The sequence below is a fragment of the Parundibacterium terreum genome, assembly GCF_014636315.1.
GTDB classification, from domain to species: Bacteria; Pseudomonadota; Gammaproteobacteria; order Burkholderiales; family Burkholderiaceae_D; genus Undibacterium; species Undibacterium terreum.
The window spans coordinates 999,681-1,012,958 of sequence record NZ_BMED01000002.1 but is presented as its reverse complement, the minus strand read 5'-3'; the positions used below and the strand labels follow the sequence as shown (position 1 = coordinate 1,012,958).

8 protein-coding genes are annotated in these 13,278 nt (G+C 58.1%); all 8 read left to right on the top strand.

What is annotated here, in order from left to right:
• Positions 1–10 precede the first annotated feature (10 nt).
• The 8 genes from IEW12_RS13570 to tagF all read left to right on the top strand — a co-directional run bounded on the left by IEW12_RS13570 (position 11) and on the right by tagF (position 12,913).
• Positions 11–988 (top strand): FecR family protein, encoded by a 978-nt coding sequence (locus IEW12_RS13570; protein ID WP_188566539.1) that lies wholly within the window; start codon positions 11–13, stop codon positions 986–988.
• Positions 989–1,046: 58 nt separating this feature from the next.
• Complete coding sequence (locus IEW12_RS13565) at positions 1,047–1,925, top strand: c-type heme family protein (protein WP_229751097.1); 879 nt, start codon at positions 1,047–1,049, stop codon at positions 1,923–1,925.
• Between the two features lie 151 nt (positions 1,926–2,076).
• Positions 2,077–3,618, top strand: coding sequence for a serine/threonine-protein kinase (locus IEW12_RS13560; RefSeq protein WP_188566538.1), 1,542 nt, complete (start codon positions 2,077–2,079; stop codon positions 3,616–3,618).
• 256 nt (positions 3,619–3,874) lie between these two features.
• Positions 3,875–5,566, top strand: coding sequence for a type VI secretion system-associated FHA domain protein TagH (gene tagH, locus IEW12_RS13555; protein WP_188566537.1), 1,692 nt, complete (start codon positions 3,875–3,877; stop codon positions 5,564–5,566).
• A gap of 112 nt (positions 5,567–5,678) precedes the next feature.
• Positions 5,679–7,010, top strand: coding sequence for a type VI secretion system baseplate subunit TssK (gene tssK, locus IEW12_RS13550; protein ID WP_188566536.1), 1,332 nt, complete (start codon positions 5,679–5,681; stop codon positions 7,008–7,010).
• A gap of 96 nt (positions 7,011–7,106) precedes the next feature.
• Positions 7,107–8,504, top strand: a complete 1,398-nt coding sequence (locus IEW12_RS13545; protein ID WP_229751096.1) for a DotU family type VI secretion system protein — start codon at positions 7,107–7,109, stop codon at positions 8,502–8,504.
• A 108-nt stretch (positions 8,505–8,612) separates the two neighbouring features.
• Complete coding sequence (tssM, locus tag IEW12_RS13540) at positions 8,613–12,194, top strand: type VI secretion system membrane subunit TssM (RefSeq protein ID WP_188566535.1); 3,582 nt, start codon at positions 8,613–8,615, stop codon at positions 12,192–12,194.
• Positions 12,194–12,913 carry a type VI secretion system-associated protein TagF gene (gene tagF, locus IEW12_RS13535; protein WP_188566534.1) on the top strand — a complete coding sequence of 240 codons (720 nt, stop codon included), beginning with the start codon at positions 12,194–12,196 and terminating at the stop codon, positions 12,911–12,913. Before tssM ends, tagF begins: the two co-directional genes overlap by 1 nt.
• The last annotated feature ends 365 nt before the right edge of the window (positions 12,914–13,278 follow it).

Genomic DNA, 13,278 nt, shown 5'->3' with positions numbered 1-13,278 from the left:
AGGATTATTTTTGTCTGCAGCCCTGGTATCGCAGACGCCTGCGATGGCGGCTGCCAATGTGGCGAATATTTCTCTGGCGGACAAGCCGGTGCGCATCATACGTGCGGCGGCCGTGTATAAGGCCGGAGTCGGCGTGCTGGTGCAGAAAGATGACATCGTTGAGACTGGTGCAGGTGGCGCGCAGTTGGAGGTGTCGCCCGAGATGATCTTGGCGCTCGGCCCAGACACCAGGATTTACCTGAGCAATATCGGTGCCGATGCACAGTCCCGCACAGAGCTTGTATTGCTGAAGGGCTGGGTCAAGCTGATGTCCAAGGGTAGCGGTGCCGCCAAGCGCGTCATAGTGACATCGCCTGCCATCAAGGTCGCCATCGATAGCGGTTCCAGCATCATCCACAGCATACCCGGCAAGGGCGAGATGTTTGCCGAAGAGGGGACGCAGATCGTGAATGACATGGATGAGCGCGGCAAGGCGGGTGCGGATACCAAAGTCAACCGCGAACAGTTTGCGATCAATAACGCGGGTCAGGGATTGAAGATATTGCCGCGTCCGGCCAAGGATTTCCTGGCGGAGATGCCGATTGCTTTCCGTGATCCAGTCACGCCGGCACCGGACCGCTTGAAAGGCGCGCGCGTGCCTGCGTCCAAGGAGCGTGATGCCGACTTTGCCGATGTGGAGCCCTGGCTGAATAATACGCTGGCGGTCAAGAAAAGCTTTGTCAGCCGCTTCTCACCGCGCTTGAAGGATGCGAATTTCCGCAAGCAACTGGATGATCAACTGGGCCAGTCCGCAGAATGGAAACCGATACTGCATCCGCCCTTGCCCAAGGATGCGGCGAAGGACGGCGGCAAGCCTGCTGGCGCTGGAGTGCCTGGTGGAGCGGCGCAGTCCGCGTCATCCGCTCCCGCAGCAACTTCAGCAGCTTCAGCAGCATCTGCACGTTCCGCTTCTGTTCCCGTCAACGGACCTGTTCTGAAGTATAAATAATAAAAAATCTGTCGGCTAAACCAGCAAGACCAGCATTCTCTCATTTGAAGGAAACGGTATGAAAATGTCCATCGCAACCAAGTTCAATCTTGTGTTCATCTCCATCTTCGCAATCGGCTTTGTCGCTGCCGGCTTGATTGCGAATGCCCTGCTGAAAGAAAGCGCGCGCGAGGAGACTCTGCAGAATGCGCGTTTCCTGCTGGAGTCCGCGCTGGCAGTAAGGACCTATACGTCCAAGCAAATTGCGCCGCTGTTGCAAACCCAGATGAAATACCAGTTTCATCCGCAATCCGTGCCTTCCTACTCTGCAACGGAAAACCTGAATACGGTGCTGAAATCCTATCCGGATTTCACCTATAAGGAGGCGACACTGAATCCAACCAATTTGCGCGACAAGGCGTCTGACTGGGAGGCGGACGTGGTGCAAAAATTGCGCAGTGAGCCGACGATGAAGGAATACGTGGGTGAGCGCGAGACACCGATAGGGCGGGCGCTGTATATTGCGCGGCCATTGCAGATCAAGGATCCGGCCTGCCTGGCCTGCCACAGCACAGCAGATGCTGCGCCAAAAACCATGACGGACATCTACGGCACGAACAACGGCTTCGGCTGGAACCTGAATGAGGTCATCGGTGCCCAGGTGATTTCTGTTCCCATGGCGGTGCCGCTGCAGCGCGCCAACTCCATCTTCAAGACCTTCATGTTGTCTTTGCTGGGGGTGTTCGTTTTTGTCTTTGTGGCATTGAACGTCATGGTGCACTTCTTCGTGACGCGCCGCATTACCAATCTTGCCAACACGGCGGATCAGGTCAGCATGGGCAAATTCGACGTGGAAGAGTTTGACGTCAAAGGCAATGACGAATTGTCAGCATTGGCGCAGTCCTTCGGCCGCATGCGCACCAGTCTGGCCAGCGCGCTGAAGATGCTGGAAGAGTAATATTTCGGGCTGTGCGCCTGTTGGCAGCCTGGTGTTGCCAGCCGGGCGCATGGCCTTGGCTTGATCGCAGTTTACATATATCCTGAGAGAAAATCTGGGATAATGGGGCCAGGCTAGCGGATGCCATGGTTCCCACTGAAACGTAGACTGAATGATAGAGCAACTAGGCAAGTACAGAATTGACAGCATCCTTGGTACCGGCGCGATGGGCGTCGTGTACAAGGCCTATGATTCCAACATCGCACGGGTAGTCGCCTTAAAAACGATACGCGCCGAATTGTTTGGAGATCATCAGGAAGCCGAATTGGTGGCCCGCTTCAAGAACGAGGCGCAGGCCTCGGGACGTCTGTCGCATCCGAATATCGTCGCCGTCTACGATTACGGCGAAACACCTGAAACGACTTATATCGCGATGGAATTCGTCGAGGGCGCATCGCTGAGTTCGCTGCTGGTCGCCGGCACGCCGATGGACCTGAATGCCACGATCACCTGCATGAGCCAATTGCTGCGCGCGCTGGAATACGCGCATGCGCGTGGCGTGGTGCACCGCGATATCAAACCTGCCAATCTGCTGATCACATCGGATGCACAGGTCAAGATCACCGATTTCGGCATTGCCCGGATAGAGTCGTCCACGCTGACGCAGACCGGTTCAGTGATCGGCACCCCCAGCTATATGTCGCCGGAGCAGTTTCGCGGCGAAACCGTGGATGGCCGCACGGATGTATTCGCTTCCGGCATTGTGCTCTATCAGTTATTGACAGGGTCGCGCCCCTTTGTCGGTTCCGCATCGACGGTCATGCATCAAATCATGAATGAGATGCCGGTCAACCCCAGTGAACGCAATCCTGCACTGAGCAAGACTTTCGATCACATTATCAGCCGTGCGCTGGCCAAGCGCCCTGAAGACCGCTTCCCCTCTGCGCAGGCTTTCCTGGAGACGCTGACTGAGGCCCATCTTGAATATACCGGCGGCGCTCCTCTGACGGAGGAGGACAATGAAAGGACCATATTGGCCTTCCAGCGCCCAGCCAGTAAGGATGTGCACAAGGATGCGCAGGAAAATTCACATCGCGGATCGCAGGCCCACGTCTCCCAGCCGGGTATGACCGCCAGGCATACCGATTCCGGTGTCGCACGTACCCAGCCTACGACATTTTCTGCCTCTACGGTGACACCGTGGAAGCTGGAAGTCATGCCGGATCTGCAAGTCGCGCTGTCCACCCAGGTCGGCCCTATGGCCAAGTTATTACTGAAAAATGCGGCCGCGCAAGCGGTGGATGTGGATGACCTTTGCAACAAGCTGTTACCGCACATTCCTTCAGAAAAAGGCAGGACGCAGTTCCTTGAAAGCGCCAGGGCGATCAAGAAAAAGCTGGGTATTTCAACACTGAGTTCGCTTTCCGGATCGCGGCCTCCTACCGCTTCGTCCGGAACCAGCATGCATAGCGCAATCGGCGCCACTCAGGCCGGCCATACAGGGATGTCATCCACGCAATTGCCGCTGGATCAGACCATCATGGATGCGACCGAGAAAAAACTGACGCCCTACATTGGCCCAATCGCCAAAGTCATGGTCAAGCGGGCTGCCAAGGCCACGGCCAACCGGCATGAATTTTTCCGCATCCTGGCTGAAAATCTGACTACCGAGCAAGAGCGTTTGCGCTTTTTGCATGAAGTCGGAGAATTGTAAGCAGGTTCGGGCTTTTCCGATTCTTTAAAATCGTGGACCGGCAGTCTTGCCGGCGCCGGCTTTTTGCCGCTGCAGAAATTACTGCAGAAAAACAACCACATTGTCGCTCATTGTAGATTTCATAGCGGTTTGCAGCCTCCACAGCGGCAAAAGTGAAGGTATAATCCTTTAGGATTTGTCAAGAAAAGCTAAAGTCCTTGGCAATCGACATCCCGCTATAGCAGATCCCCGGGCGATCAACTTCCCTGAAGATACAATGCCGATTACTTTGCGCGTTCAAACCTATCGCAATGAAGCTTTTCCGCAGCAGGTGGTCAAGCGTTTTGATCAATTGGGTGGAGCGATAGGACGCGCGGTAGGCAATGATCTGGTGTTGGAAGATCCCAGCAAATACATCTCTCGCGTACACGCGAAAATCGACTTCCAGGATGCGGTGTATTATCTGACCGATGTCGGCAGCAATCCCAGCCTGATCAATGACAGGCCGGTGGGTAGCGGCAGGCAGATGCCGCTGAGCGACGGCGACAGGCTGAACATAGGCGAATACCAGTTGCTGGTCAGCGTTACCCCGGAAGCAGTGCCGTTGCCGCCTTCTCCTTTGCAGGAGCAAACGGTAGCTCCGATCAGCCCGGCGGCGGATGTGCCGGTCAGCATAGATGATTCCTTGTCCGGCGCAAAAATACTTGATGTCGGCGGCGGTTTTGATAACGCAAGCTTCGACCCTCTGGGTGTCAATCTGTTTGATGCGCCTGCGCAGAGTCTGGCTTCCTATCCGCCGTCCAAGCAGTCCGCTGTTCCGGCCGCCGAGGCTTTCTGGATACCGGAACAGCAGCCCGCTACGCCGGCATTCCGTGGCGCAGAGAGCGACCACATATCTCCGGAAATCCAGGCTTTCCAGATGCCGGCGGGTACGCCGTTTATCCCGGCGGCTCCGGCGGTGCCATCCTCTGCGATGGCGATACCTGACGATTACGATCCGTTGGCGGATTACCTGCCGCCACGCTTGCCTACGCAGCAGGCCGCGCCAATTCCTCCGCTAGCACAGGTGCCACCTGCTTCAGCGATGCTGCCGCCGGTGATCGAGCCTGTGCCCGTTCCTCCTCCCGTTTTCATTCCTGAGCCCCAGCCTGTAGCAGAAGCTGCCGATCCGGAATTGCAGACAAAAATCGATAGCGCGGCGACGATGATCCCCGCAGCCAAAACGCCTCCGGCTCCGGCGCCTGCCCTACCTGCCGAAGTGGCGAGCTCCGCTGCCGCTGTTGCAAGCAGCGCGCCGGCCGCACCCGTGGCCGTACCTGTTCGACCTGTGCCTGCCGCTGCTGCTGCTGCTGCTGCCGCTGCACCAGTGGCCAGCAACGATGAAGTGATACAGGCCTTGCTGCGCGGCCTGGGTATGCCCGATCTGAAGACCAACCGCTCCGCCGTCGAGCTGGCCGAACTGGCCGGTGCCATGCTGCGCGAAGCGACCAATGGCACGATGGGCGTGCTGATGGCGCGTGCAATGACCAAGCGCGAGAGCCGCCTGGAAATGACGATGATCGCCAGCCAGGCGAATAACCCATTAAAATTCTTCCCTGATGCGGACAGTGCGCTGACGCAGATGTTGTCCAATTCGCTGGCAGGCTATATGACACCGGTGCGCTCGTACGCCAATGCCTATGACGACCTGAAGGCGCACGAACTGGCGATCCTGGCAGGCATGCGGGCTGCGCTGTCCGGTGTGCTGCAAAGGTTTGATCCGGCCGCGATAGAGGAGCGTCTGCAAGTGCCAACCGTGATGGACAAGATGCTGGCTGCCAATCGCAAGGCCAAGATGTGGGACCGCCTGGTCGATCTGTACAAGGAAATTTCCAGCGAGGCAGACGACGACTTCCAGCGCTTGTTCGGTGAAAAATTTGCTATCGCGTATGAAGAACAGATACAGAGACTGCGCCAGGGCCGCAGATAATACGCCTGTCACAGTACAGGCGGAAGATAGAAAACTATGCAGGGTGTAAGCCTTATTTGAGTCGCATAAGCTGTGGTGGCGCAACAGAATAATTTTAAAATGGCGAGGCAAAATGTCGTGGAATAGTAAAGTAATCTGGTCTGAAGGCATGCTGCTGCAGCCTCAGCACTTGCAGCAACATGACCGCTACCTGCATAGTCTGCTGGAGTCGCGCGTGTCCGGATTGCGCCCTTATTCCTGGGGATTTTCCAGCCTGAAGATCGATGAGCAGCAACTGGCAATGGGCAAGCTGGCATTGCAGTCCTGCAGCGCCGTGCTTCCGGATGGGACGCCGCTGAACCTGCCTGGCGATGATGAATTGCCCTTGCCGCTGAACATTCCTGAAGACGCACGCAACGTGCTGGTGATGCTGGCCCTGCCATCGCGCCGGCCGGGTATCGCCGAGGTAGGCAACGAGGCGGACCAGGATAATTTTGCCCGCCACCGCAGTGCAGAATACGAAGCCTGGGACAGCAATGGCCTGGATAACAGCGCGTTGATGCAGGTCGGTAAAATGCGCCTGCGCCTGGCTTTGGAGGGCGATGTCGTTAATGCCTATACCGGCCTGGGTGTGGCGCGCATTCTGGAACGCCGCCCTGACAATCGCATCGTACTGGACCCCGATTATTGCCCTCCAAGCCTGGACTTCCGTGCTGCGCCGCGCCTTGGCGCCTTTGCTGACGAATTGCAGGGTCTGCTGCACCAGCGCGGAGAGGCGCTGGCCAGCCGCCTGAGCCAGCCGGGCGCCGCCGGCGCCGCAGAGATAGCGGATTTCCTGTTGCTGCAACTGGTCAATCGGGCCGAACCGCTGGTCACGCACCTGGCGACCATGACCGGTCTGCACCCCGAAGATTTATACCGCGAACTGGTGCAATTGGCGGGCGAGCTGGCCACCTTTACCCGGGCCGACAAGCGCAGCACAGAATTTCCCGTCTACAAGCACGACAAGCTGCGCGAGACTTTTTTCCCTGTTATCGATGAGTTGCGCAAATCCCTGTCCATGGTGATGGATGCACATGCGGTTCCTATTCCTCTGGAAGAAAGACAGTTCGGCATCCGCGTGGCAGTCGTGCCCGATCCGGAGCTCATCAAGACGGCGACCTTTGTGCTGGCGGTCAATGCGCAAATGCCGGCGGAATCCATACGCAGCGGCTTCCCGGCCAAGGTCAAGATCGGCTCTGTAGAAAAAATCCGTGACCTGGTCAACCTGCAATTGCCCGGCATTGCCTTGCGCCCGCTGCCGGTTGCACCGCGCCAGTTACCGTTCCACGCAGGCTTCACGTATTTTGAACTGGACAAGAATAGCGAATACTGGAAACCCTTGCTGACCTCGGCTGGGTTTGCCATGCATGTGCCCGGTGAATTCCCCGGTTTGCAAATGCAGTTCTGGGCGATCAGAAAATAGTGCCGAAGTTGTCCCTGCCATAGCCGGTCAGCTCCGCTGGTGAGTTTCGCTGGTGAATTTAATAGTGCTTCTGTAGATAGAACAAAGGTATTCATCGTGAGTGGAAACGAGCCGCTAGATCCTATGCAGGATCCCGACCGCACTGTTCTGGTTCCTGCGCCGGGAGGGAAACGCGCTGCGCCGGCCAACCCCGGCGCTACGGCCGCAGCGCCTGAAGACGGGACGGTCATTATTCCGCAAACTTCGCAATCGCCTCAACAGCCACAACCTGCCCAAGCCAGGGCTCAGCCGGTTGCGGCAGCCAAGGTACCCGCCACGCTGCACGGCAATGCGCTTAATCCATTGGTGCGCGCCGCGAATCCGCTGCTGGATCTGGTCACGCCGCTGCGCCACATGACGTCCTATCCCAACGTCGAAGAACTGCGTATACAGTTGATAGGCGCCATCAAGACTTTCGAGACGGAAGCCAAGGCTGCCCATGTAGAACATGAGTCGATAGCGGCGGCACGTTATTCGCTATGCACCTTCCTTGATGAAACCATCTCGTCCACGCCCTGGGGCGGGGGCGGTGTCTGGGCCAGCCGCAGCCTGCTGGTGACCTTTCACAATGAAGCCTTCGGCGGTGAGAAGTTTTTCCTGATCCTGCAAAAGCTGGGACAGGATGCGCGCGCCAATCTGCATATCCTGGAATTGATGTACCTGTGTCTGGCGCTGGGTCTGGAGGGCCGCTACCGCGTGATAGAGGGTGGCCGGGCGCAACTGGAGATCTTGCGCGAGCGCCTGCAGCAACTGATACAGAAGCAGCGCGGCGCATTCGAGCCTGAACTGTCGGTGCACTGGAAGGGGGCCAGCGGCAAGGGCGAGCCGCTCTGGCGTGTGATTCCGGTGTGGGTGCTGGCTGCGGTCGCAGCGGTGATCTTCATCATCCTGCAACTGTTTTTCAGCTTCCGCCTGAATCAGGCTTCGGATCCCGTGTTCTCCAGCCTGCACCAGATCAAGGTGGCAGCGGCATTGCCTCCGCCACGGCCCGTTGCAGCGCCGGTGGCCAAGCCGGTGCGCGTTGCCGGTTTTCTGGCACCCGAGATCGAACGCGGCCTGGTCAGCGTCAACGAGACTGCCGATCGTTCCGTTGTCACGCTACGCGGTGACGGCGTGTTTGCATCGGGCAGCGCCGAAGTGACGCGCGACTTCATTCCGCTGTTGCAGCGCATAGGCGACGCTCTGAAGCCGGTACCCGGGAAAGTGATCGTAATCGGCCATACCGATAATGTGAAGGCAGGCATATCGGCCAAGTTTCCGTCGAACTGGGATTTATCCAAGGGCCGTGCAAGCTCCGTCAAGACCCTGCTGGCAGAACGCGCTGGTCCGCCGGACAGGTATACGGTGGAAGGGCGCGGCGACACCGAGCCCCTGGTGGCCAATGATAGCCCGGCTAACCGGGCGCGTAACAGGCGGGTCGATATCATTGTACTGACACCGGCTGCGCAACCTTAGCATCGTGCATTAGCCAGGCCGGCAGGATGAAGAAGCATGCCAGGCACATTGTTACCGTAACGGACGTCCGATGAGCTCCAATTTCAATTACCGAATTGCTGGAATCCTATGAAGCGAATTTTTTCCTGGCTGCTGAAACCCTGGGTGCTTTCCCTGCTCGGCGTCATCCTGCTGTCGCTGATTATCTGGTTTGAAGGCCCTTTGCTGGCATTCAACGGCAGCGAGCCGTTTGCATCCGAAAGCGTGCGCTGGACCTTCATCGTTATTTTTTTCGTGATTTGGGCCGCTTACTTTTTGTGGAAATTCATCGCGGCCAGGATCGCCAACGCGAAGCTGATGAAAGGTGTTGCGGGCGAAGACCAGCCGGCTCCGGCACCCGTGCCCGGTGCGAAGGAAACCGCTGCTGAGCTGGATGCCTTGGGAAAACGCCTGCAGGAAGCCATGGCCGTGCTGAAGAAAGCCAAGCTCGGCGACAAGCAGGGCGGCCTGTATCAGTTGCCATGGTATATGTTTGTCGGCGCTCCCGGCACGGGCAAGACCACCGCGCTGGTGCAATCGGGCCTGAAATTTCCGCTGGCCGAAAGCATGGGCAAGAATGCGATAGGCGGCGTGGGTGGCACCCGCAATTGCGACTGGTGGTTTACCGATGAAGCGGTGCTGCTGGATACGGCAGGACGGTACACGACGCAGGACAGCTACAGCGAAGTAGACAAGGCGGCCTGGGGCGGCTTTTTGCAGCTCTTGCGCAAGCATCGCCGCCGCCGTCCTGTCAATGGCGTCATCATCGCACTCAGCGTCGCCGATCTGTTACGACAAAACGAAGCTGCGCGTCAGGCGCAGGCGCTGGCCATCCGTGAGCGCATCAAGGAATTGCACGAAAAGCTGGGCATACGTTTCCCCATTTACGTGATGGTGACCAAGTGCGATTTGCTGGCGGGTTTCGTGGAATTCTTCGATAACCTGGGGCGTGAGGAAAGAGCGCAGGTATGGGGGATGACTTTCCCTCTGGCCGATGCCAACCAGGTGGATAGCGCACTGGCAGCTTTTCCGGAAGAGTTTCAGTTGCTGGAGCAGCAATTGCAGGCCAGGGTCTTGAGCCGCGTGCAGCAGGAGCGTGATTTGCACAGGCGCGCATTGATCTATAGCTTTCCGCAGCAGTTTGCCGGGGTAGGTGATGTCCTTGGCCGCTTCCTGAATGATGTCTTCCAGTCCAGCCGCTATGAAGAAAAAGCCTTGCTGCGCGGGGTGTATTTCAGCAGCGGCACGCAGGAGGGTAGCCCGATAGACCGCGTGATGAGTGCCATGGCCGCAGCTTTCGGATTGGACCGCCAGGTGTTGCCGCCGAATGCCGCGAGCGGGCGCAGCTACTTCATCACCAGCCTGCTGCGTGACGTGATCTTCCCTGAAGCGAATCTGGCCGGAGTTAATCTGGGGCTGGAGCGCAAGCGCCGCTGGCTGCAATGGGGAGCGTCGATTGCCATTGGCGTGCTGCTGGTATTGCTGGGCGCAGGACTGGTGACCAGCTATTTCCGCAACCAGAGCTATGTGGCCGATGTCAGTCAAAAAGTGGCGGATATCAATAAGCTGGCTGCTGCGCTCCCGGCGCAGGGCAGCGAGCTGCAAACCTTGCCCTTGCTGAGTGCAGTGCGCGATCTGCCGGGTGGTTATGCCGAGCGCGACAAGGGGGCGCCTTTGCTGATGCGCTTCGGCTTGTACCAGGGCGACAAACTGGGTGCCGGCGCGCAGGCTGTGTACCAGAAAATGCTGAGGGAAACCCTGCTGCCGCGCATCCTCAACCGCATGGAAGAGCAATTGCGGAGGGATAGCGCCAATAATGCCGACTACCTGTATGAAACCCTGCGCGTCTACCTGATGCTGGGAGACGCCAAGCACTTTGACGCGGCATCGGTGGGCGTGTGGCTGGATTACTACTGGTCGCGCAACCTGAAGGATGCCAGCGATGCACAGAAGCAGGCATTGTCCGAGCATGTGCAGGCCCTGCTGGAACAATATAACGAGAGTGCCGACGAGCCGCCCAAGCTGGATGCGGCGCTGATCAGCGACACCCGGCTGACCCTGGCAAAAATGCCTATCCAGCAGCGCGTATACAACCGCCTGAAGCGTGAACTGTCCAGAAGCAAGCTGCCGGAATTCAGCGTGACCAATGTGGGCGGACGAGATGCGCCGCAAGTGTTTGTCCGCCGCAGCGGAGAACCGCTGACGCGCGGTATCAATGGCATGTTCTCGGTAGCTGGCTACGCCAAATTCCTGGAACAGAATGAACAGGCGATCACCGATGTCGCTAAGGATAGTTGGGTGCTGGCGCAGCAGGAGCAAATCGCCAGTGCCGGCAGCACCGAGCAAATCAAGGGAGCTGTGCTGCAATTGTATTTTAATGACTACATCGCGCAGTGGGATGCACTGCTGGCAGATGTGGGTATAGCGCCGTTTTCCACGCTGGACCAGGGCGCCAGGATTACCAATATCCTGTCCGGCGGTGATTCACCCTTGCGCAAGTTCCTACTGGCGGCGGCCAAGGAAACCACGCTGGAAGGAACCAAGAGCAAGTTCAGCACGGCTTCGGTCAGTGACGCAGTCAAAGGCAAGCTGGACGCATATAAGAAAAAACTGGAAAGCGCGATAGGCTCCGGTGCCGACGAAGCACCTGCAGCGGTCAAGGCATCCAACCCTGTGGATGCGCACTTTGAAGATTTGCACAAGATGGCGGGTGCTGGTGCTGGTGGTGGGACGGGTGGTGCAGCCGCAGGCGCGCCGGTGCCGCTGGATACAGTGCTGGCCATGCTGAAGGATGTTGCGACCTACCTGGACGCGGCGGGCGCGGCGAAACGCACCGGCACGCCGCCGCCGGCCGGCGAGGCGCTGAGCAAGCTGAAACGTGAGGCGGACGGTAAACCGGCGCCCCTGGCGACCATGCTGAAAAATATAGACAGCAGCGGCGCAGGGCTGACTTCCGGTAGCGAGAGGGAAAGATTGAATTCCCTGTGGGTAGGCAGCGGCGGCCAGTTTTGCCGCGATGCAATTGCCGGTCGCTATCCCCTGGTACGCAGTGCGGCTAAGGAAGTCACTGCGGACGATTTCGGCAAGTTCTTTGCACCGGGTGGCCTGGTTGACGATTTCTTCCAGAAAAACCTGCTGCAATATGTCGATATGGGTGGCGGCCAGTGGCGCTGGCGCACCACGGCAAATAATGCATCGCTGGGCATTCCGCAAGAAGTGCTGAATGAGTTCCAGCGCGCGGCCAGGATACGTGATGCTTTCTTTGGTGCAGGCGGCAGGCAGGCTTCCATGCGTTTCGATTTGAAGCCTGTGAGTGTGGACGCAGCCTGGAGCAAGCTGCTGCTGGAAATCGACGGCCAGCAACTGGCCTATGCGCCGAACACGCCGATCCGCTCCACTTCATTCCAGCTACCTAGCGGCAAAGGAAATGGCCAGGCGCATCTGGAAACTACGCCTGCCGGCAGCCGTTCAGATCTGCGCGCGGACGGCACCTGGGCCTGGTTCCGCCTGATGGACAAGGGTTTGCTGGAGCCGACCGCGCAAGGCGAACGCTATAAGCTAAGCTTCGACGTGGATGGCAAGAAAGCCGTGTTTGAACTGACTGCCAGCAGCGTCATCAATCCCTTCAAGAGGGATACGCTGGAACAGTTCCGCTGCATGGACAAACTATAATGAGCCAGCCCGATAGCGCCCCCGGTTTTTTCGGCAAGGTCACCAGCCATGGCGATTTTGTTTCACGGCGTCTGCCGCCGGCGTTTCTGGAGGTGTGGGACAACTGGCTGCAGGATAGCATACAGACCAGCAAGCGGCAGTTGGATAATGCATGGCTGGAGACTTACCTGACCAGCCCCATCTGGCGCTTCGCGCTATCCAACGGCGTTATTGACGGCAACGCGTGGGCGGGAGTGATGATGCCCAGCGTGGATAGGGTGGGGCGGCATTTTCCGCTGATGATAGCAGCAGGCGTGCCGGTGCAGGCGCCCTTGCTGAACTGGCTGGAGAACGGCAAGGCCTGGTATGACGGCATGGAAGAGCTGGCGCTATCCTCGCTGGAAAGCAATTTCCTGCTGGATGACTTCGATGCCGCGCTGAAAGCAAAACCGGTGCTGTTCAGCCCGGTGCTGTTCGGCGACGCCGATACGCGCTCGACAGGCGGATGGTGCCTGCCCAGCCAGGGCAACGACAGCATACAGGTTAACATGTCTGCACTGACTGCCGACATGGCGCAGGCGCTACTCTCGGGCCACAGCCTGTGGTGGACGGATGGTTCCCCGCATATTACGCCATCGGTATTGATGTGTAAGGGATTGCCGGAACCGACGGGTTTTGTGGCGATGCTGGATGGTAGCTGGAGGGAGTGGGGGTGGCGCAGGCCGGCGTTGAGCACTTGAGCGAGATGACGTGCGCTGGTCATGTCGTTTAGTAATTTGTGATCGCAGGCCGGGGGTAGCCCGGCATGCTACTCACTTTTTTTGCTTCGCACCTCGGCGGCCCCCAAGAAAAAGTAAGCAAAAAAAGGCGACCGCAGACTTGCCCTTCGGGTGATGGCGCGTAGCGCCATCACATTTTGTGCATTACAAAAAATGGGAAACAGACGAAACTCGCTGCGCTCAAACAACGTCTGTTTCTGATCTATTTTCTGTAACGCACAAAATGCTGCGTCCCGAGCGGAGCACCTTCAAAAACAACCCCAACAACCAAACCAGATCATCTCTGCTTTAAGAGATTGATTTTTTCAAACGTTGGAGAATTTGGT

What these genes read in the sequence shown, in the direction of transcription:
- IEW12_RS13565 (WP_229751097.1), top strand. Translation starts at nt 1,047, where the DNA reads ATGAAAATGTCCATCGCAACCAAGTTCAATCTTGTGTTCATCTCCATC.
- IEW12_RS13560 (WP_188566538.1), top strand. Translation starts at nt 2,077, where the DNA reads ATGATAGAGCAACTAGGCAAGTACAGAATTGACAGCATCCTTGGTACC.
- tagH (WP_188566537.1), top strand. Translation starts at nt 3,875, where the DNA reads ATGCCGATTACTTTGCGCGTTCAAACCTATCGCAATGAAGCTTTTCCG.
- tssK (WP_188566536.1), top strand. Translation starts at nt 5,679, where the DNA reads ATGTCGTGGAATAGTAAAGTAATCTGGTCTGAAGGCATGCTGCTGCAG.
- tssM (WP_188566535.1), top strand. Translation starts at nt 8,613, where the DNA reads ATGAAGCGAATTTTTTCCTGGCTGCTGAAACCCTGGGTGCTTTCCCTG.
- tagF (WP_188566534.1), top strand. Translation starts at nt 12,194, where the DNA reads ATGAGCCAGCCCGATAGCGCCCCCGGTTTTTTCGGCAAGGTCACCAGC.